Origin of the sequence: Citrobacter sp. CK180 (assembly GCF_030333655.1) — a bacterium.
Taxonomy (GTDB): Bacteria; Pseudomonadota; Gammaproteobacteria; order Enterobacterales; family Enterobacteriaceae; genus Citrobacter_B; species Citrobacter_B koseri.
This window is the reverse complement of the sequence record NZ_JAOWFM010000032.1, coordinates 80443-101382: the sequence shown is the minus strand read 5'-3', so window position 1 is coordinate 101382 and position 20940 is coordinate 80443. Positions and strand designations below refer to the sequence as shown.

General features: G+C 54.5%; 18 protein-coding genes and 1 pseudogene. 16 read left to right on the top strand and 3 right to left on the bottom strand.

Annotation, left to right across the window (positions count from 1 at the left end):
• Positions 1–73: 73 nt before the first annotated feature.
• Positions 74–1720, bottom strand: a complete 1647-nt coding sequence (gene fumB / locus OGV50_RS03885; RefSeq protein WP_047457220.1) for a class I fumarate hydratase — start codon at positions 1718–1720, stop codon at positions 74–76.
• Positions 1721–1981: 261 nt separating this feature from the next.
• Here fumB and manA point away from each other — a divergent pair, with 261 nt between their 5' ends.
• Both manA and OGV50_RS03875 read left to right on the top strand, forming a co-directional pair.
• Complete coding sequence (gene manA, locus OGV50_RS03880; protein ID WP_200092635.1) at positions 1982–3157, top strand: mannose-6-phosphate isomerase; 1176 nt, start codon at positions 1982–1984, stop codon at positions 3155–3157.
• Positions 3158–3259: 102 nt separating this feature from the next.
• On the top strand, positions 3260–4768 hold the full coding sequence (locus OGV50_RS03875; protein ID WP_200092633.1) for a YdgA family protein: 1509 nt from the start codon (positions 3260–3262) through the stop codon (positions 4766–4768).
• A gap of 70 nt (positions 4769–4838) precedes the next feature.
• On the opposite strand, the gene OGV50_RS03870 is transcribed toward OGV50_RS03875, so the two are convergent.
• Positions 4839–5867: a Mal regulon transcriptional regulator MalI gene (locus OGV50_RS03870; RefSeq protein ID WP_200092631.1), complete on the bottom strand. Its 1029-nt coding sequence runs from the start codon at positions 5865–5867 to the stop codon at positions 4839–4841.
• A gap of 176 nt (positions 5868–6043) precedes the next feature.
• On the opposite strand from OGV50_RS03870, the pseudogene malX reads away from it, so the two are divergent.
• From malX to add, 3 genes and pseudogenes are all read left to right on the top strand, one after another.
• Positions 6044–7635 (top strand): annotated as a pseudogene (gene malX / locus OGV50_RS03865) (maltose/glucose-specific PTS transporter subunit IIBC).
• A gap of 10 nt (positions 7636–7645) precedes the next feature.
• Positions 7646–8818, top strand: a complete 1173-nt coding sequence (locus OGV50_RS03860) for a MalY/PatB family protein (protein ID WP_200092629.1) — start codon at positions 7646–7648, stop codon at positions 8816–8818.
• A 100-nt stretch (positions 8819–8918) separates the two neighbouring features.
• A complete protein-coding gene (gene add / locus OGV50_RS03855) occupies positions 8919–9920 on the top strand; it encodes an adenosine deaminase (protein WP_115614819.1) in 1002 nt (333 codons plus the stop codon).
• 116 nt (positions 9921–10036) lie between these two features.
• Here add and OGV50_RS03850 read toward each other — a convergent pair whose 3' ends face one another.
• A complete protein-coding gene (locus OGV50_RS03850) occupies positions 10037–11077 on the bottom strand; it encodes an oxidoreductase (protein ID WP_024130359.1) in 1041 nt (346 codons plus the stop codon).
• Between the two features lie 245 nt (positions 11078–11322).
• On the opposite strand from OGV50_RS03850, the gene blr reads away from it, so the two are divergent.
• The 11 genes from blr to dtpA all read left to right on the top strand — a co-directional run bounded on the left by blr (position 11323) and on the right by dtpA (position 20884).
• A complete protein-coding gene (blr, locus tag OGV50_RS03845; protein WP_048902389.1) occupies positions 11323–11448 on the top strand; it encodes a division septum protein Blr in 126 nt (41 codons plus the stop codon).
• A 306-nt stretch (positions 11449–11754) separates the two neighbouring features.
• Positions 11755–11970, top strand: coding sequence for a transcription modulator YdgT (gene ydgT / locus OGV50_RS03840; RefSeq protein WP_024130361.1), 216 nt, complete (start codon positions 11755–11757; stop codon positions 11968–11970).
• 89 nt (positions 11971–12059) lie between these two features.
• Positions 12060–12500 carry a DUF2569 domain-containing protein gene (locus OGV50_RS03835; RefSeq protein WP_200092627.1) on the top strand — a complete coding sequence of 147 codons (441 nt, stop codon included), beginning with the start codon at positions 12060–12062 and terminating at the stop codon, positions 12498–12500.
• 76 nt (positions 12501–12576) lie between these two features.
• Entirely contained in the window at positions 12577–13158 is a 582-nt protein-coding gene (gene rsxA, locus OGV50_RS03830) for an electron transport complex subunit RsxA (RefSeq protein ID WP_005121199.1), read from the top strand.
• The gene (gene rsxB, locus OGV50_RS03825; RefSeq protein ID WP_012132512.1) at positions 13158–13736 is read left to right on the top strand and encodes an electron transport complex subunit RsxB; all 579 of its coding nucleotides are present in this window, start codon (positions 13158–13160) and stop codon (positions 13734–13736) included. The genes rsxA and rsxB overlap by 1 nt, the downstream gene beginning before the upstream one ends.
• Entirely contained in the window at positions 13729–15753 is a 2025-nt protein-coding gene (gene rsxC / locus OGV50_RS03820; protein ID WP_286488319.1) for an electron transport complex subunit RsxC, read from the top strand. The genes rsxB and rsxC overlap by 8 nt, the downstream gene beginning before the upstream one ends.
• The gene (gene rsxD / locus OGV50_RS03815) at positions 15754–16806 is read left to right on the top strand and encodes an electron transport complex subunit RsxD (RefSeq protein WP_012132514.1); all 1053 of its coding nucleotides are present in this window, start codon (positions 15754–15756) and stop codon (positions 16804–16806) included.
• Positions 16807–16815: 9 nt separating this feature from the next.
• The gene (rsxG, locus tag OGV50_RS03810) at positions 16816–17436 is read left to right on the top strand and encodes an electron transport complex subunit RsxG (RefSeq protein ID WP_200092622.1); all 621 of its coding nucleotides are present in this window, start codon (positions 16816–16818) and stop codon (positions 17434–17436) included.
• A gap of 3 nt (positions 17437–17439) precedes the next feature.
• Positions 17440–18132 (top strand): electron transport complex subunit E, encoded by a 693-nt coding sequence (locus OGV50_RS03805; protein ID WP_012132516.1) that lies wholly within the window; start codon positions 17440–17442, stop codon positions 18130–18132.
• Positions 18132–18767, top strand: a complete 636-nt coding sequence (gene nth / locus OGV50_RS03800; protein ID WP_049008478.1) for an endonuclease III — start codon at positions 18132–18134, stop codon at positions 18765–18767. The genes OGV50_RS03805 and nth overlap by 1 nt, the downstream gene beginning before the upstream one ends.
• 611 nt (positions 18768–19378) lie before the next feature.
• Positions 19379–20884 carry a dipeptide/tripeptide permease DtpA gene (gene dtpA, locus OGV50_RS03795; RefSeq protein WP_024130362.1) on the top strand — a complete coding sequence of 502 codons (1506 nt, stop codon included), beginning with the start codon at positions 19379–19381 and terminating at the stop codon, positions 20882–20884.
• Positions 20885–20940: the final 56 nt, after the last annotated feature.

Sequence of the window (20940 nt, the reverse complement as noted above, 5' to 3'; positions counted from 1 at the left end):
GCGCTTTGTGCGCTTCTGAAATGCCGGGCGGCACAGCGCCTTACCCGGCCTGCAAATGTACCTTCTTATTGTCTTACTTCACGCAGCGCGTGCACTGCGAAGTCTGAATTTGCTGGAAGAAATCATTGCCTTTGTCATCCACCAGGATAAAGGCCGGAAAATCTTCCACTTCAATTTTCCAGATCGCTTCCATCCCCAGTTCAGGGTATTCCACGCATTCCAGACTCCTGATGCTGCCCTGCGCCAGCACGGCGGCAGGCCCGCCAATGCTGCCCAGATAGAAGCCGCCGTGTTTATGGCAGGCATCGGTCACCTGTTGGCTACGGTTGCCTTTGGCCAGCATAATCATACTGCCGCCCTGCGACTGAAGCTGATCGACGTAAGAGTCCATACGTCCTGCGGTCGTTGGCCCCAGCGAACCGGACGCGTATCCTTCAGGCGTTTTTGCCGGCCCCGCGTAGTAGATCGGATGATCTTTAACATACTGCGGCAACCCTTCGCCACGGTCCATCCGTTCTTTCAGTTTGGCGTGCGCGATATCACGCCCCACAATAATCGTCCCGTTCAGCGACAGACGAGTTGAAACCGGATACTGCGACAACTGTTGCAGGATCGCTTTCATTGGCTGATTGAGGTCAACGCGAACCGCCTCGCCTTCGCCTGCCTGGCGCAATTCTTCAGGAATATATTTACCCGGATTATGTTCCAGTTTCTCGATCCAGATACCTTTGCGGTTGATCTTCGCTTTAATATTGCGATCCGCAGAGCAGGAGACGCCCATCCCGACCGGACAGGACGCGCCGTGACGCGGTAAACGAATGACGCGGATATCATGGGCAAAATATTTACCGCCGAACTGGGCGCCTAACCCGAGATTCTGCGCTTCCGTCAGCAACTCTTTTTCCAGCTCCACGTCGCGGAATGCCTGACCGTGTTCGTTCCCTTCCGTCGGCAGTTCGTCATAGTATTTTGCGGAGGCCAGCTTAACCGTTTTCAGCGTTGCTTCCGCCGACGTCCCGCCGATCACGAAGGCGATGTGATACGGAGGACAGGCCGCCGTCCCCAGAGTGCGCATTTTATCGACCAGGTAATTTTTCAGTTTGCCCGGCGTCAGCAGCGCTTTGGTTTCCTGATACAGATAGGTTTTGTTGGCGGAACCGCCGCCTTTGGCGATACACAGGAATTTGTATTCATCGCCATCAACGCTGTAGAGATCAATCTGCGCGGGCAGGTTGGTGCCGGTATTGACCTCTTTATACATATCCAGCGGGGCATTTTGCGAATAGCGCAGGTTATCTTCGATGTAAGTGTTATAAACGCCGCGCGCCAGCGCAGCCTCATCACCGCCGCCGGTCCAGACGCGCTGGCCTTTTTTGCCAACGATAATGGCCGTACCGGTGTCCTGGCAGGTTGGTAAAATCCCTTTTGCGGCAATGTCCGAGTTGCGCAGGAATTGCAGCGCGACATATTTATCGTTTTCGCTGGCGTCCGGGTCGCGCAGGATATCAGCGACCTGCTGTTGATGCGCAGGGCGCAGCATAAACGAAGCATCGTGGAATGCCTGACGCGCCATCAGCGTCAGCGCTTCAGGAGCGACCTTAAGCACTTCCTGCCCTTCAAATTCGGCAATGGAAACGTGTTCACTGGTCAGCAGGTAATATTCGGTATCGTCCTTTTTGAGGGGAAAAAGAGCCTGATAATGGAAGGGTTTGTTCGACATTGTTCTCTCACTTACTGCTCGGTCTGGTTATTCTCTGGGCAGATGTTCCATTGCCCTGCTTACCCGTCACGCCTCCAGCGGCAGACATGTTATTGTCCTGCAACCCGAATGCGTCAGGGTGTAAAAAGCGAGTTACACTATCCTACACAATTTTTTAACAAAAACTGAGACAAGTACGACTTTTTGCGCGCAGAGGTTACTTCCCGCGGGTTTCTTGGTTTAATACGCGAATTAATTTCCATATTGAAACAGGGCTTGATAATGCAAAAACTCATCAACTCAGTGCAAAACTATGCATGGGGTAGTAAAACTGCGTTAACGGAACTCTACGGCATTGCGAATCCGTCTCAGCAGCCAATGGCAGAGCTCTGGATGGGCGCCCATCCCAAGAGCAGCTCCCGAATTGAAGGCGCTGACGGGAAAGCCGTCTCGTTACGCGACGTGATTGAGCACGATAAAGCCACACTGCTGGGCGAGTCTGTCGCAAAACGTTTTGGCGAGCTGCCCTTCCTGTTTAAAGTGCTGTGTGCCGCGCAGCCGCTTTCCATCCAGGTTCATCCGAATAAACACAACTCAGAAATGGGTTTCGCGAAAGAGAATGCGGCCGGTATTCCGATGGATGCCGCCGAGCGTAACTATAAAGATCCGAACCACAAGCCTGAACTGGTCTTTGCCCTGACGCCGTTCCTGGCGATGAACGCATTCCGCGAGTTCTCTGAGATTGTCTCCCTGCTGCAACCTGTTTCCGGCGCGCATACCGCCATTGCCCACTTCCTGCAAGAGCCGAATGCCGAACGCCTGAGTCAGCTGTTCGCCAGCCTGCTCAATATGCAGGGCGATGAAAAATCCCGCGCGCTGGCGGTGCTGAAAGCGGCGCTGAACAACCAACAGGGTGAACCGTGGCAGACGATCCGCGTCATATCCGAATTTTACCCGGATGACAGCGGCCTCTTCTCTCCACTGCTGCTGAACGTGGTCAAGCTGAACCCTGGCGAAGCCATGTTCCTGTTTGCCGAAACGCCTCATGCCTATTTGCAGGGTGTGGCGCTGGAAGTGATGGCGAACTCCGATAACGTCCTGCGCGCCGGGCTGACGCCGAAATATATCGACATTCCTGAGCTGGTCGCGAACGTCAAATTCGTTGCCAAACCAGCCGATCAGCTGCTGACAACGCCGGTAAAACACGGTGCGGAACTGGACTTCCCGATTCCGGTGGAAGATTTCGCGTTTTCGCTGCATGACCTCTCCGCTCAGGAAACGGCCATCAGCCAGCAGAGCGCCGCCATTCTGTTCTGCGTGGAAGGCGAAGCGGTGCTGAGCAAGGGCGAGCAGCGTCTGGTGTTGAAACCCGGCGAATCCGCGTTTATCGGCGCTGATGAGTCTCCGGTTAACGCCAGCGGCGTGGGCCGTTTAGCCAGGGTTTACAACAAGCAGTAGCAACATACTGAATTTTTTAACAACTCTTGCTAAGCTAGTTAAAGGCTCACAACTTCTCCAGGCGGTTTAATCCGCCAGGTTTCATTTTTATGGATAATCGATATGAAAAAATCGCTGGTAGCTACAGGTGTGATCGTCGCCCTGGGCGTAGTCTGGACAGGCGGGGCCTGGTACACCGGGAAAAAACTGGAAACGCATCTCGCACAGATGGTGAATCAGGCAAATGAGCAGCTTAAACGCACGGCGCCTGAAGCCGCCATTGAGCTGAGCTATCAAAACTACCAGCGCGGCATTTTCAGCAGCCAGTTACAGCTGGTGGCGAAGCCTGTCGAAGGCAAGGAAAACCCCTGGCTGAAACCAGGACAAAACGTCGTACTGAACGAAGCGGTGGATCATGGCCCTTTCCCGTTCACACAGTTGAAATCGTTTAACCTTATCCCTGCGATGGCCTCAGTGAAGACGACCCTGGTCAACAACGACATCACCAGACCGTTGTTTGATATCGCAAAGGGCGAGACGCCGGTCGAGATTAATTCCCGGATTGGTTATGGCGGCGATACCCGCTCAGATATCTCCCTCAAGCCGTTGAATTATGAAAATAACGGTGAAAAAGTCGCCTTTAGCGGCGGGGAATTTCAGCTGAATGCCGATAAAGACGGCAATGTTGTTTCACTGTCAGGCGAAGCGCAAAGCGGCCTGGTGGATGCCGTCAACGAATATAACCAGAAAGTCCAGATTACTTTTAATAACCTGAAAACCGACGGTTCCAGCACCCTGGCCAGCTTCGGCGAGCGTATTGGCAACCAGACGCTGTCGCTGGAAAAAATGACGGTATCGGTAGAAGGTAAAGAGATGGCCGTGCTGGAAGGCATGGTGATCGACGGTAAGTCCGATCTCGTCAACGACGGCAAAACCATCAATAGCCAGCTGGATTACTCGCTGAACAGCCTTAAAGTGCAGAATCAGGATCTGGGTAGCGGCAAGCTGACGCTGAAAGTGGGACAGATCGATGGTGAAGCCTGGCACCAGTTTAGCCGCCAGTATAACGCTCAGACTCAGGCGCTGATGACGCAACCCGAGGTGGTGCAAAATCCTGAACTTTATCAGGAGAAAGTGACCGAAGCGTTCTTTGGCGCCCTGCCGCTGCTGATGAAGGGCGAACCGGTGATTACCGTCGCGCCGTTAAGCTGGAAAAACGCTAAAGGCGAGACCGCGCTGAACCTCTCCTTGTTCCTGAAAGATCCGACCGCGACCACTGAAGAACCGCAAACGCTGACTCAGGAAGTGGATCGTTCCGTTAAATCTCTTGACGCGAAGCTGACGATCCCGATGGATATGGCCGTTGAGTTTATGACTCAGGTCGCCAGACTGGAAGGTTATCAGCAGGAAGATGCCGATAAGCTGGCGAATCAACAAGTCAAAGGGTTAGCCGCGATGGGGCAAATGTTCCGCATCACCACGTTGCAGGATAATACCATCGCCACCAACCTACAGTATGCCAATGGTCAGGTAACGCTCAACGGGCAAAAAATGACGCTGGAAGAGTTTGTCGGCATGTTTGGTATGCCTGCGCTCTCCGTGCCGGACGCTCCGGCGATTCCTCAGCAGTAAGTTTTCTGTACGTCCCGCGCCCGGCGGGATTTTCCCGTCGGGCCGCCATTCAAACACCTGTCCCGCCACGCTATTTTTGCGTCACCAGACGAGCGGAAATGGTCTGGCTGCGCGAATGGCTCTCTTCATGACCAATCCGTTGCAGGATGCGCTCCGCAAGGGAATAGCCAATTTCGCGGGCTGGCGTGCTGGCCCAGATGATCGGCAGATCGTCCAGCGCGTTTTCCGCCACATCAGCAAACGCCGCCAGCGAGATCTGTTGCTCAAAATAGCGATCAACGCCAATTTCACCACTCTGCCGCCCCGCTTTCATCAGGCCAAACCATGCTCCCATCGCAATAGTTTCGTTGTAGCACACCACTGCGCTGATGGTCGGGTTATGCCGCAGTAATGCGGTAATGGCTTCGGCGGCCTGCTTCTGGCTGGATGCGCACTCCAGCACCCAGTCGCTGTGAAAAGGCAACCCAAACTTCAGCAGCGTCGCGCAATAGCCGCCGACGCGCTCCGCGCGCGTTAATGAGGAGCTTTGCCCTCCCAGCCACGCGATCCGCTGATGCCCAAGGCGAATCAGATGTTCCGTCAGTAGCTGCGCCGCCTGCATGTTATCCGGCCGGACAGTATCCACCTCTTCCAGATAACTGGCGCGCGAGGCAAACACCACCGGAATCCCTTTTTCTTCTGCCCGTTCCCGGAGCGCATCGCTGTTACCCGCCGCTCCGGCGATCACCACGCCATCCACCCCCTGATTAAGGAGCATAGCGAAACGCTGACTCAGTTGTTCGCCATCCTGACCGCCGTGCAACAAAAAGACCATGCGCCCCTGCGCTTCCAGCGCCTCTGTCAACCCGGCCGTGAGTTCCGCATAAAAAGGCGCAGACAGATCGCGCACAATCAGCCCAATGACGCCGCTCTGCCCACCGCGAAGCGCCGATGCCTGGCGGTTACGCACAAAGCCCAACTGTTCAATCGCCGCGTTAACCCGCTCGCCGGTGGCTGACGAAATCCGCCCTTTGCCACTGAGCACTAATGAGACGGTACTGACGGAAACGCCAGCCGCCAACGCGACATCATGGATGGTGGTTTTTTTGGCTATAGCCATGAAAAAAGAAAGCTCCCTGATAACGTGACAGATAAAACGTTTTATCAATCACTTATATTTATACGCTTTATTATCGTTCGATAATGTGATTTGCGCCGCACTAAAATTAGGTAAAACGTTTTATCTTCTCGCTCAAATAATTGACCACAGCCTTCTTTTTCACGAGGAGTCGTTAGATGACGACGAAGACAACACCAAAAATAACATTATGGGAATTTTTCCAGCAGTTGGGTAAAACGTTTATGCTGCCCGTGGCGCTGCTCTCTTTCTGCGGGATCATGCTGGGGATCGGCAGCTCGTTAAGCAGCCACGATGTCGTCACCCTGCTCCCGGCGCTGGGCAACCCGGTGCTACAGGCCATCTTTACCTGGATGAGTAAAGTCGGCTCGTTCGCTTTTAGCTTCCTCCCGGTGATGTTTTGTATCGCAATTCCGCTCGGTCTGGCGCGTGAAAACAAAGGTGTCGCCGCGTTTGCCGGTTTCGTCGGTTACGCCGTAATGAACCTTGCCGTGAACTTCTGGTTAACGGCGAAAGGCATTCTGCCGACGACTGACGCCGCCATTCTGAAAGCCAATAACGTACAGAATATCCTCGGGATTCAGTCTATCGACACGGGGATTCTGGGGGCGGTGATCGCCGGTATCGTTGTCTGGATGCTGCATGAGCGTTTCCACAATATTCGTCTGCCCGATGCGCTGGCTTTCTTTGGCGGTACGCGTTTCGTGCCGATCGTCTCTTCCGTGGTGATGGGACTGGTCGGGCTGGTCATTCCGCTGGTATGGCCTGTTTTTGCAATGGCATCAGCGGTCTGGGCCACATTATCAATAGCGCGGGTGATTTCGGCCCGATGATCTTTGGTACGGGTGAGCGCCTGCTGCTGCCGTTCGGCCTGCACCACATTCTTGTCGCGCTGATTCGCTTTACCGAAGCGGGCGGTACTCAGGAAGTCTGCGGCCATAGCGTGAGCGGCGCGTTGACCATTTTCCAGGCGCAGCTGAGCTGCCCGACAACGCACGGCTTCTCTGAAAGTGCGACCCGCTTCCTGTCTCAGGGGAAAATGCCTGCCTTCCTCGGCGGCTTGCCGGGCGCCGCGTTGGCGATGTACCACTGCGCGCGTCCTGAAAATCGTCACAAAATTAAGGGGCTGCTGATTTCTGGCCTTATCGCCTGTGTCGTTGGCGGTACCACAGAGCCGCTGGAATTCCTGTTCCTGTTCGTCGCGCCTGTGCTGTATGTGATTCACGCCCTGCTGACAGGTCTGGGATTCACCATCATGGCGATCCTCGGCGTCACCATCGGCAACACCGACGGCAACATCATCGACTTTGTGGTATTCGGGATCCTGCACGGTCTGTCGACCAAGTGGTATCTGGTTCCGGTGGTCGCCGCCATCTGGTTCGCGGTGTACTACGTCATCTTCCGTTTCGCCATTACGCGCTTTAATCTGAAAACGCCGGGCCGCGATACCGAAATCGCCAGCAATATTGAAAAAGTCATGGCGGGCGCGCCAGGGAAATCAGGCTATAACGTCCCGGCGATTCTGGCCGCGCTTGGCGGCAGTGAAAATATCGTCAGCCTGGATAACTGCATTACCCGTCTGCGTCTGTCAGTGAAGGATATGTCGCTTGTGAATGTACAGGCGCTGAAGGACAATCGCGCTATCGGCGTAGTACAGCTGAATCAACATAACTTACAGGTGGTTATTGGCCCTCAGGTACAGTCCGTTAAGGATGAAATGGCGGGTCTGATGAACACGGTTGAGGCATAAGGACAACGATATGTTCGATTTTTCAAAGGTGGTGGATCGTCACGGTACGTGGTGCACGCAGTGGGATTATGTCGCCGATCGCTTTGGCGCCCCTGACCTGCTCCCGTTTACGATCTCGGATATGGATTTCGCTACCGCGCCGTGCATCCTGGAGGCCATCAACCAACGTCTGGCGCACGGCGTGCTGGGTTACAGCCGCTGGAAAAACGATGAGTTTTTAGGGGCGATCGCCCACTGGTTCGCAACCCGTCACCACACCACGGTCGACCCGCAGTCGATCGTGTACGGCCCCTCCGTGATCTACATAGTGTCGGAGCTGATCCGCCAGTGGTCATCCGTCGGTGAAGGGGTGGTGATTCACACCCCCGCTTACGATGCGTTCTATAACGCCATCGAAGGCAACCAGCGTACCGTTATGGCGGTTACGCTACAGAAAAATGCGGACGGCTGGCACTGCGATATGGCCGCGCTGGAAGCGGTGCTCGCCCGGCCAGAGAGTAAAATTCTCCTGCTGTGCAGCCCGCAGAACCCTACCGGAAAGGTATGGACGCGCGATGAACTGGAGACGATGGCTGAGCTATGCCATCGTCACGGCGTGCGGGTCATCTCCGATGAAATCCACATGGATATGGTATGGGGCGCGCAGCCGCATATCCCCTGGAGCAATGTGGCGCGTGATAGTTGGGCGCTGCTGACCTCCGGGTCAAAAAGCTTCAACATTCCGGCGCTGACCGGCGCCTACGGGCTCATCGGCGATGAGGAAAGCCGCAATCGTTACCTCAGCGTATTGAAGGGGCGTGACGGGCTGTCGTCACCCGCCGTTCTGGCGCTTAGCGCGCACATTGCCGCTTATCAACAGGGCGCGCCGTGGCTGGATACCCTGCGCGAGTATCTTGCTGATAACCTGAATTATATCGCGCATGCGTTAAACACCGCGTTCCCGACGCTAAACTGGCAGGTTCCGCAATCGACCTATCTGGCCTGGATTGATCTGCGCGCGCTGAATATTGACGACCACGCCTTACAGGATGCGCTGATTCATCAGCAGAAAGTGGCCATCATGCCTGGGTATACTTATGGCGAAGAAGGTCGCGGGTTTGTTCGTCTTAATGCCGGTTGTCCACGTTCGAAGCTCGAAAAAGGCGTTAACGGGCTGATCAACGCGATCCACGCTATACGCTGACAATGATTGCGCAATAAAATTATTTATTGCGCAACATAGATTTTACGCCCGTTTTATTTTTATAATGGCGAGCACTTTTATATTAAAAAAGAGTGCGACCATGATTGATACTTCCCTTCCGTTAACTGACGTTCATCGCCACCTTGATGGCAACATTCGTGCCCAAACTATTCTTGATCTTGGCCGCCAGTTCAATTTAGCCCTTCCGGCACAAACGCTTGACGCGCTCATTCCGCATGTGCAGATCACTTCAACGGAGCCTGACCTGGTCAGTTTTCTGGCAAAGCTCGACTGGGGCGTTAAAGTTCTGGCGTCGCTGGATGCCTGTCGTCGCGTGGCCTTTGAAAATATTGAAGATGCCGCCCGCAACGGCCTGCATTATGTCGAACTGCGTTTTTCTCCGGGTTATATGGCGATGACGCACCAGTTGCCTGTTGCAGGTGTGGTCGAAGCGGTCATCGCTGGCGTACGTGAAGGGTGCCAGACTTTTGGCGTTGAAGCTCGTCTGATCGGCATCATGAGCCGTACTTTCGGCGAGGCGGCCTGTCAGCAGGAACTGGAAGCGCTGCTGGCGCACCGCGATCACATTACCGCGCTTGACTTAGCGGGCGATGAACTTGGCTTCCCGGGCAGTCTGTTCCTCTCTCACTTTAACCGCGCGCGTGATGCGGGCTGGCATATTACCGTACATGCTGGCGAAGCGGCGGGACCGGAGAGCATCTGGCAGGCCATTCGCGAACTGGGCGCCGAGCGTATCGGTCATGGCGTGAAGGCCGTGGAAGATCGCGCGCTGATGGATTTTCTGGTCGAGCAGCGAATCGGTATCGAATCCTGTCTGACGTCTAATATCCAGACCAGCACCGTTGCCTCGCTGGCTGCACATCCGCTGAAAACGTTCCTTGAGCATGGCGTGCAGGCAAGTTTGAATACGGATGATCCCGCGGTACAGGGTGTGGATATTATTCACGAATACACGGTAGCGGCGCCGGCGGCAGGATTAACCCGCGAGCAGATTCGTCAGGCGCAGATCAATGGTCTGGAAATGGCGTTTTTAAGCGAAGCGGAAAAACGCACATTGCGTGAGAAAGTCGCTGCGGTTTAAGCACGCAACGCCTGATGGCGCTGCGCTTATCAGTCCTGTAACGACACAACCGTAGGCCGGATAAGGCGTTTACGCCGCCATCCGGCAACACCCGGCGCCAGAAGAGTACACCGTCATCACGCGAGGCACAGCGTAGAGCGATGCTTCGCTGATTCAATCCCCAGCTCAATCAACTCCATAATCTGGATCGCCTGGCTCGCCGGAACCGGGTTTTCACCGTTGCCATTCAGCGCGTCACGGATGCCCGCATAATAAGCCGGATAATTACCCGGCACCGTCAGCCAGGTCTCTTCCACACGGTCTTCGCCTTCCACGCGCGTCAACACGCCGTCACGCATGTCGTAACCCCAGTCTTCCTGCGGCAGTCGCTCACCGTTTTTCAACCGTTCCTCTTGTGGATCGAGGCCATATTTCACGTAACTGCCGCGTGAGCCATGCACGATATAACGTGCTGATTCTGCCGCTGCCAGCATCGTACCGTGCAGAATCACCCGACGCTGCGGGTAGGATAATATCGCGTGGAAATAATCCGTCGACTGCGCGCCAGGACGAAGTTGCGCCAGATCCACCGTCATGCTGACCGGCAAACCGAACAGATTGATCGCCTGATCCAGCAGATGCGGCGCCAGATCGTACCAGATACCGCTGCCAGGGCCGCCCTGTTCGCGCCAGCGATCGCGTACCTGCGGGCGGAAACGGTCGAAATGGGATTCAAAGTAAGCCACTTCCCCCAGAACGCCATCGGCCAGCAATCCTTTCAGCGTCAGGAAATCACTGTCCCAACGGCGGTTATGGAACACAGAAAGCACGCGCCCCAGGCTGCGCGCCAGGGCGTCGAGTTCACGGGCTTGTGACAGTGTCACGGTAAAGGGTTTATCCACAACCACATGTTTTCCCGCTTCAAGCGCGGCTTTCGCCAGCGGAAAATGGGTGTCGTTGGGCGTAGGAATGACGATAAGGTCGATATTCGGATCGTTAAAAAGATGCTTAGGCTCTGAGACAACCGCCACAGAAGGCCAGTCCGCCTTCACTTTTGTTTCATCACTACTGGAAACCGCCGCCAGTTCCAGACCCGGCGTCCCCACGATTAAGGGCGCATGGAAAGTCTTGCTGGCATAACCATAACCAATTAGCCCTACCCGGATGTTGTCACTCATGTCTTTGCCTCTCATGTCAGAACGGGGTCATTTCACACTATCCCTTAACCACTCACAATAGTTTAATAACCGCCAGGTTATAAAGGTTGTTGCTTAACTTAAGTCAAACATCAGTGACTTTGGGCTCTCCTGCGGCGAAAAAGTCGCTGAAATCGTTCCCGACACCCTTGCCGTCTTATTTATTGATGAGTAACATTTGCATCCTGTGTTTATGGATAAATCAAAGCAAAAAAATGTCGTCAGTAATGAATCGCCTTATTGAATTAACCGGTTGGATTGTTCTCGTTGTCTCAGTGATCCTCTTAGGCGTCGCCAGCCATATCGATAATTACCAGCCCCCTGAACCGACGGCCTCCGTTCAGAAAAAATAAGCGTGTTCTGGCCAGTTGCGGCATAGCGGCATATCGTCAGAAATGGTTTCGGTTTACAGCCAGAAAAATCAGGAAAAGATGAAAAGCGGCAAAAAAAGCGAAATATGCCGTCTGCTGGCCGCACGCTTATTGCCAGTTGTCATGAAGCGCGTTACCCTTCCGGCAGGTGCTCTGCTCACCTGATTCATGACACGTAAGAATACGCTTATTTACCCTTGCGCGCCGATTATTCTTTTCGGTGTCGTTTTGTTTATTTTTATATTCACTACTCCGTTGGTGTTATTTGTTTAATATGGATTGCTATTTATGACAGTTCAGGATTATTTATTAAAATTCCGCAAAATCAGTTCGCTTGAGAGCCTGGAAAAACTGTTTGATCACCTTAACTACACCCTCTCTGACGATCGGGAGATCATCAATATGTATCGCGCCGCAGATCATCGTCGCGCGGAACTGGTCTCGGGCGGTCGTCTGTATGATGTCGGTCAGGTGCCAAAATCAGTCTGGCATTACGTACAATAAAGAAAGTAGCGATCGGCATTAAAAGCTTTATAATACTGGCCCCAAAATGAAATAGTCTGCCTGTTCGCGCTGGCAAATCTGGAGAAGATATGACCACAACACCGGCACAACGCATCGGGGGCTGGTTGCTTGGCCCACTGGCCTGGCTGTTAGTTGCGTTACTGAGCGCCTCGCTCGCGTTATTGCTCTATGCTACTGCGCTGGCTACGCCGCAGACATTCCATATGCTCAGTGAGCAAAGTACCGGCAACCTGTTGTTGTGGGGCGTTTCGTTTATTACCGCCATCGCAATGTGGTATTACACCTTATGGTTGACCATCGCCTTCTTCAAGCGCCGCCACTGCGTGCCTAAACATTATACTATCTGGCTACTGGTGTCGGTCTTGCTGGCAATTAAAGCCTTTGCCTTTTCGCCAGTCTCAGACGCGTTTGCGGTTCGCCAGCTGTTGTTCCCGTTACTGGCGGCCGCGCTGATCGTACCCTATTTCAAACGCTCGGCGCGTGTTAAAGCAACGTTTGTGAACCCGTAATACCCTTACAGTTAACCTGTTGTCGCCTGCTGTAGATTGACAGATAATAGGCGGCTTTTTTATTTCAGGCCGAAAAATGACTGATTACCTACTGCTCTTTGTCGGAACTGTACTGGTCAATAACTTTGTACTGGTCAAGTTTCTGGGTCTCTGCCCGTTTATGGGGGTTTCCAAAAAGCTGGAAACCGCAATGGGTATGGGGCTCGCCACCACGTTTGTGATGACGCTGGCGTCTATCTGCGCCTGGCTGATTGACACCTGGATTTTGATTCCGCTCGATCTCATCTACCTGCGGACGCTGGCGTTTATTCTGGTCATCGCGGTGGTAGTGCAATTTACTGAGATGGTGGTGCGTAAAACCAGTCCGGCATTGTACCGTCTGTTGGGGATCTTCCTGCCACTCATCACCACCAACTGCGCGGTGCTCGGCGTGGCGCTGTTGAACATTAACCTCGGTCATAATTTTTTGCAGTCGGCGTTGTACGGTTTCTCCGCCGCCGTCGGCTTCTCTCTGGTGATGGTGCTGTTCGCGGCGATTCGCGAGCGCCTCGCTGTGGCAGACGTCCCTGCCCCTTTTCGCGGTAACGCGATTGCGCTGATTACCGCAGGTTTAATGTCTCTGGCCTTTATGGGCTTTAGTGGTTTGGTGAAGTTGTAATGAATGCTATCTGGATTGCCGTAGTCGCCGTGAGCCTGCTGGGCCTGGCATTCGGCGCCATCCTGGGGTATGCCTCCCGCCGGTTTGCCGTGGAAGACGATCCCGTTGTCGAAAAAATCGACGAAATTTTACCGCAGAGCCAGTGTGGGCAGTGCGGCTATCCTGGCTGCCGCCCTTATGCTGAAGCCATCGGTAGTCAGGGTGAAAAAATTAACCGCTGTGCGCCGGGCGGCGAAGCGGTGATGTTGAAAATCGCAACGTTACTGAACGTCGATCCGCAACCTATCGATGGTGATGAACAAGAAGTTGCGCCAGTGCGTATGCTGGCGGTCATCGATGAAAACAATTGCATCGGCTGCACTAAATGTATTCAGGCATGCCCGGTGGATGCCATTGTGGGCGCCACGCGCGCGATGCATACGGTCATGAGCGATCTCTGCACCGGCTGTAACCTGTGCGTTGACCCGTGCCCGACGCAATGCATTGAATTACGCCCGGTCGCGGAAACACCTGACAGTTGGAAGTGGGATTTGAACACCATCCCCGTTCGTATCATTCCCGTGGAACAACATGCTTAAGTTATTCTCTGCATTCAGAAAAGATAAAATCTGGGATTTCGATGGCGGCATTCATCCGCCGGAAATGAAAACCCAGTCAAACGGTACGCCTCTGCGACAGGTTCCACTGGCGCCGCGCTTTATCATTCCTCTTAAGCAGCATATTGGCGCTGAGGGCGAGCTGTGCGTTAACGTGGGCGATCGCGTCCTGCGAGGCCAGCCGCTGACCCGTGGTCGCGGCCGCATGCTGCCCGTCCATGCGCCGACGTCCGGGAAGGTTATCGCAATTGCCCCCCACTCTACCGCGCACCCGTCGGCCCTGGCTGAGCTTAGCGTGATGATTGATGCCGATGGCGAAGATCGCTGGATCGAACGCGACGGCTGGGCGGATTATCAGCGCCGCAGCCGCGAAGAGCTAATTACCCGGATTCACCAGTTCGGCGTTGCCGGACTCGGCGGCGCGGGGTTCCCGACCGGCGTCAAATTACAGGGCGGCGGCGATAAGATTGAAACGCTGATCATCAACGCGGCAGAGTGTGAACCCTATATCACCGCTGATGACCGCTTAATGCAGGATTGCGCCGCGCAGGTGGTGGAAGGCATCCGTATCCTTGCCCATATTCTGCAACCGCGTGAGGTCCTGATAGGCATCGAAGATAACAAGCCGCAGGCCATTTCAATGCTGCGTGCCGTTCTGGCCGATGCGCATGATATCGCGTTACGCGTTATCCCAACGAAATACCCTTCCGGCGGCGCAAAACAACTTACCCAGATCCTGACCGGGAAACAGGTTCCGCACGGCGGCCGCTCTTCTGATATCGGCGTGCTGATGCAAAACGTTGGTACGGCTTATGCCGTCAAACGCGCAGTGATTGACGGTGAACCGATCACCGAGCGCGTTGTGACCTTGACCGGAGAGTCCGTCAGCCGTCCCGGTAACGTCTGGGCCAGGCTGGGGACGCCTGTCAGCCACCTGCTTAATGATGCAGGCTTCTGTTCTTCAGCCGATCAAATGGTGATTATGGGCGGCCCGCTGATGGGCTTTACCCTGCCCTGGCTTGATGTTCCCGTTGTGAAGATCACTAACTGCCTTCTCGCGCCTTCCGCTACGGAAATGGGCGAAACACCGGAAGAGCAAGGTTGTATCCGCTGTAGCGCCTGTGCCGATGCCTGTCCCGCCGATTTGTTGCCCCAACAGTTGTACTGGTTCAGCAAAGGCCAACAGCACGATAAAGCCACCGCGCATAACATTGCCGACTGCATTGAGTGCGGCGCTTGCGCCTGGGTATGCCCCAGCAGCATTCCGCTTGTGCAGTATTTCCGTCAGGAAAAAGCGGAGATTTACGCGATCGCGCAAGAAGAAAAACGCGCGGCTGAAGCGAAAGCGCGTTTTGAGGCCAGACAGGCGCGACTGGAGCGTGAGAAAGCCGCACGCCTTGAGCGCCATAAAAATGCGGCCGCACAAACTGCGGCAAAAGATCAGGATGCCATCGCCGCCGCGCTGGCGCGCGTAAAAGAGAAACAGGTACAGGCGACTCAGCCTGTTGTCATCAACGCGGGAGAGAAGCCGGATAACAGCGCGGTTATTGCTGCCCGTGAAGCGCGTAAAGCGCAGGCGCGCGCCAGACAGGCGGAGAACATACCGGCCGCTGCGGAACCCGCCGAGCCGGTCGACCCGCGCAAAGCCGCTGTCGAAGCGGCAATCGCCCGCGCCAAAGCGCGCAAGCAGGAACAGCAGGCCGCTGCGGAACCTACCGAACCGGTCGACCCGCGCAAAGCCGCCGTCGAAGCGGCAATTGCCCGCGCCAAAGCGCGTAAGCAGGAACAGCAGGCCGCTGCGGAACCCGCCGAACCGGTCGATCCGCGTAAAGCCGCTGTCGAAGCAGCAATTGCCCGCGCCAAAGCGCGCAAGCAGGAACAGCAGGCCGCTGCGGAACCTGCTGAACCGGTAGACCCGCGCAAAGCCGCCGTCGCAGCGGCGATCGCCCGCGTTCAGGCAAAAAAAGCAGCACAGCAGCAGGTTGTTAACGAGGAATAAATGGTATTCAGAATCGCAAGCTCGCCTTATACCCATAACCAGCGCCAGACATCGCGTATCATGATGCTGGTGTTAATCGCTGCGCTGCCGGGGATTGCCACTCAGCTATGGTTTTTCGGTTGGGGCACATTGTTCCAGATTATACTGGCCGCAGTCAGCGCGCTGGCCGCAGAAGCCGCCGTGCTTCAACTGCGTAAACAGCCGATCGCCGCTATCTTAAAAGACAACTCAGCATTGCTGACCGGTTTGCTGCTCGCTGTGAGCATACCGCCTCTCGCCCCGTGGTGGATGGTGGTATTGGGCACCGTATTTGCCGTCATTATCGCCAAGCAGCTTTACGGCGGTCTGGGGCAAAACCCATTCAACCCAGCGATGATTGGTTATGTCGTTCTGTTGATTTCATTCCCGGTACAGATGACAAGCTGGCTCCCGCCGCATGACATCGCCGCAACGGCGCCAGGCCTTCTGGATGCGTTGCAGGTCATCTTCACCGGACACACCGCCAGCGGCGGCGACATGAATACGTTACGCATGGGCATTGACGGCATCAGCCAGGCTACGCCGCTCGATACGTTCAAAACCTCGTTACATGCCGGGCACGCTGTTGAACAGATTATGCAGTACCCCATCTACAGCGGCATGCTAGCCGGTGCGGGCTGGCAGTGGGTAAACATCGCCTGGCTTATTGGCGGCGTGTGGCTGCTCTGGCAAAAAGCGATCCGCTGGCACATTCCGGTCAGCTTTTTAGTGACGCTGGCTGTCTGCTCCACTCTGGGATGGGCATTCGCCGGGGATTCACTGGCGTCTCCGCAGTTGCATCTGCTTTCTGGCGCGACAATGCTGGGCGCGTTCTTTATTCTGACCGATCCCGTCACCGCCTCGACAACCAATCGTGGTCGTCTGATTTTTGGCGCGCTGGCGGGGTTGTTAGTGTGGTTGATTCGCAGTTTCGGGGGATACCCGGACGGTGTGGCGTTCGCCGTACTGTTGGCGAATATCACGGTGCCTTTGATTGATTACTACACCCGACCTCGCGTCTACGGGCATCGCTAAGGACACCCCATGCTGAAAACGATTCGTAAACACGGTATCACGCTGGCTCTGTTTGCCGCAGGCTCGACGGGGCTGACGGCGGCCATTAACCTGGTCACTAAATCGACGATTGCCGAGCAGGCGGTTCTCCAGCAAAAAGCGTTATTTGATCAGGTTCTGCCTGCCGATCGCTACAATAATACCTTGCAGAACAGCTGCTTTCTGGTGAATGCTCCGGCGCTGGGCAAAGGTACGCACCGCATCTATATCGCCCGTCAGGACGATAAGCCCGTCGCCGCCATTCTTGAAGCCACGGCGCCGGACGGCTATTCTGGCGCCATACAGCTCCTGGTTGGCGCTGATTTCAGCGGCACAGTGTTGGGTACACGCGTGACAGAACATCATGAGACGCCTGGCCTGGGCGATAAAATTGAGCTGCGCGTATCCAACTGGATCACCCACTTCAGCGGGAAGACCATCGGCGCTGAGAACGATGCTCATTGGGCCGTGAAAAAAGACGGCGGTGATTTTGACCAGTTTACCGGCGCAACCATTACCCCCCGGGCTGTGGTCAACGCGGTGAAACGTGCGGGCCTGTACGCGCAGACCTTACCGGCGCAACTTCCTCAACTTACCGCCTGTGGAGAATAAACCATGAGCGAAATTAAAGACGTTATCGTTCAGGGCTTGTGGAAAAACAACTCAGCGCTTGTACAGCTGCTTGGCATGTGCCCGCTACTGGCAGTGACCTCCACCGCCACGAATGCATTAGGCCTCGGCCTCGCTACCACGCTGGTGTTGACGCTGACCAACCTGACAATTTCCGCCCTGCGCCGCTGGACGCCAGCGGAAATCCGCATCCCAATCTACGTAATGATCATCGCGTCCGTGGTCAGTGCAGTACAGATGCTGATCAACGCTTATGCCTTCGGTTTGTATCAGTCGCTGGGGATCTTCATTCCGCTGATTGTGACCAACTGCATCGTTGTGGGGCGCGCAGAGGCTTTTGCCGCGAAAAAAGGCCCGGCGCTGTCCGCGCTGGACGGTTTCTCCATTGGCATGGGGGCGACCGGTGCCATGTTTGTCCTCGGCTCCATGCGTGAAATCATCGGCAATGGCACGTTGTTTGATGGCGCTGACGGTCTGCTGGGCGACTGGGCGAAAGTGCTGCGCGTGGAGATTTTTCATACCGACTCGCCTTTCCTGCTGGCGATGCTGCCGCCCGGCGCTTTTATTGGCCTGGGGCTGATGCTGGCCGTGAAGTACCTTATTGACGAGAAAATGAAAAAACGCCGCGCCGAAGCCGTTGCCGCTGAGCTTCCGTCAGGTGAAACAGGGAATGTGTAATGAACAAAACAAAACGACTGGAAATATTAACACGCCTGCGTGACAACAATCCGCACCCCACAACGGAGTTAAATTTCACCTCGCCGTTTGAGTTACTCATCGCCGTATTGCTGTCAGCACAGGCCACGGACGTCAGCGTGAATAAAGCGACCGCAAAGCTTTATCCCGTCGCCAATACCCCGGCGGCCATGCTGGAGCTTGGCGTCGAGGGTGTAAAGTCGTATATCAAGACTATCGGCCTGTTCAACAGCAAAGCGGAGAATGTGATTAAGACCTGCCGGATGTTGCTTGAACTGCACAATGGCGAGGTTCCAGAGGATCGGGCGGCTCTGGAAGCGCTGCCCGGCGTCGGGCGTAAAACAGCCAACGTGGTGCTCAATACCGCATTTGGCTGGCCAACTATCGCCGTCGATACGCATATTTTCCGCGTCTGTAACCGGACACAGTTCGCCCCCGGTAAAAACGTCGAGCAGGTGGAAGAAAAACTGCTCAAGGTCGTTCCAGCGGAATTTAAAGTTGATTGCCACCACTGGTTAATTCTGCATGGCCGCTACACCTGCATTGCCCGTAAACCGCGCTGCGGCTCCTGCATTATTGAAGATCTTTGCGAATACAAAGAGAAAGTCGATATCTGATGCGCCAGGGGCGACGCCGTACGCCCCGACGCATAACAATTTGTTATCCACTTCGGCTCACCTGTTTACCCGACTATGATACCGGCCCGCTTCGCTTTCTTAATGCAATGTTCTTTTGATTTAACACTTCACCAGGTTAATCGTTTTTTTAGAAACTGAAATTTCTATCCATACGTGATCCAGACCACATTGATAACTTCGTGTAAAATTTTTTATCAAATACGGTTAAAATTACAACCAGATGACCTGATGATGCCTTTTCAATACAAAACATTACACTGGCTATTTTTAAGATAATGGCCTATATCACTACTTTAAACCTTAAATAGCAGAACATATCGCCACCATCCGCTTTTTCGCCCCTCCCTGTAGTGTAAAAAACTGCCATTTTACAAATGAAGAAATTTAACGCTACATAACATTTCTCAGTCCCGATGATTCCACCATGCAAGATATATGTAACAGAGTATTACAAACCCCTTGTATGGAAGGGAAAGATAGTGAACATTACTTGCCGTTTCCCCTCCCACTATAACAATCGGACGGATGAACTTGACTCATCACGCGCCAGAACACCCCCGTTAATATGGGATGTAAAAAAAGAGGTAAAAGTGTCTACTGCAAACAATAAACCAACTGAAAGCGTCAGTTTGAACGCTTTCAAACAACCGAAATCGTTCTATCTCATTTTCTCTATTGAGTTATGGGAGCGTTTTGGTTATTACGGCCTGCAAGGAATTATGGCCGTCTACCTGGTTAAACAACTGGGTATGTCAGAAGCGGATTCCATCACCCTTTTCTCTTCCTTTAGCGCCCTGGTGTATGGTCTGGTCGCCATTGGCGGCTGGTTAGGGGATAAAGTTCTGGGCACCAAACGCGTCATTATGCTGGGTGCTATCGTACTGGCGATTGGTTATGGCCTGGTCGCCTGGTCCGGTCATGACGTTGCGATCGTCTATATGGGGATGGCGACCATCGCCGTAGGTAACGGTCTGTTCAAAGCGAACCCGTCTTCTCTGCTGTCGACCTGCTATGCCAAAGATGACCCGCGTCTGGACGGTGCATTCACCATGTACTACATGTCCATCAACATCGGTTCCTTCTTCTCTATGCTGGCGACGCCGTGGCTTGCCGCAAAATTCGGCTGGAGCGTGGCGTTTGCCCTGAGCTTCGTCGGTATGCTCATCACGGTGGTTAACTTCCTGTTCTGCCGCAGTTGGGTTAAAGATTACGGCTCAAAACCAGACTTCGAAGCGGTACATTTCGGTAAATTGCTGGCGACTATCGCAGGCGTTATCGTGCTGATCGCTATCGCGACCTGGCTGCTGCACAACCAGGGCATTGCACGTATGGTTCTGGGCGTGATCGCTCTGGGTATCGTGATTATCTTTGGTAAAGAAGCGTTCGCGATGCAGGGCGCGGCACGTCGTAAAATGATCGTCGCATTCATCCTGATGCTGGAAGCGATTATCTTCTTTGTGCTGTACAGCCAGATGCCGACGTCACTGAACTTCTTCGCAATCCGTAACGTTGAACACACTATCCTCGGTATCGCGGTTGAACCGGAGCAGTATCAGGCGCTGAACCCGTTCTGGATCATCATTGGCAGCCCGATTCTGGCGGCCATCTATAACAAGATGGGTGATACGCTGCCGATGCCGACCAAATTCGCTATCGGTATGGTTCTGTGCTCTGGCGCGTTCCTCGTTCTGCCGCTGGGCGCGAAATTCGCTACAGATGCAGGCATTGTGTCTGTTAACTGGCTCATCCTCAGCTACGGTCTGCAAAGTATCGGTGAACTGATGATCTCCGGCCTGGGTCTGGCAATGGTTGCCCAACTGGTTCCACAGCGTCTGATGGGCTTCATCATGGGTAGCTGGTTCCTGACTACGGCGGGCGCCAACCTGATTGGTGGCTACGTGGCTGGCATGATGGCGGTGCCGGAAAACGTTACCGATCCGCTGATGTCTCTGGAAGTCTACGGTCGCGTATTCCTGCAAATCGGTGTCGCCACTGCGGTTATCGCCGCGCTGATGCTCATCACCGCGCCGAAACTGAATCGCATGACTCAGGATGATGAAGAAAACGCGAAGGCAGCCAAAACCGCTACCGCGTAATTTTCAGGGAAACTGATATTCAGGCCGCTAACGTGCGTTAGCGGCTTTTTTTTTGC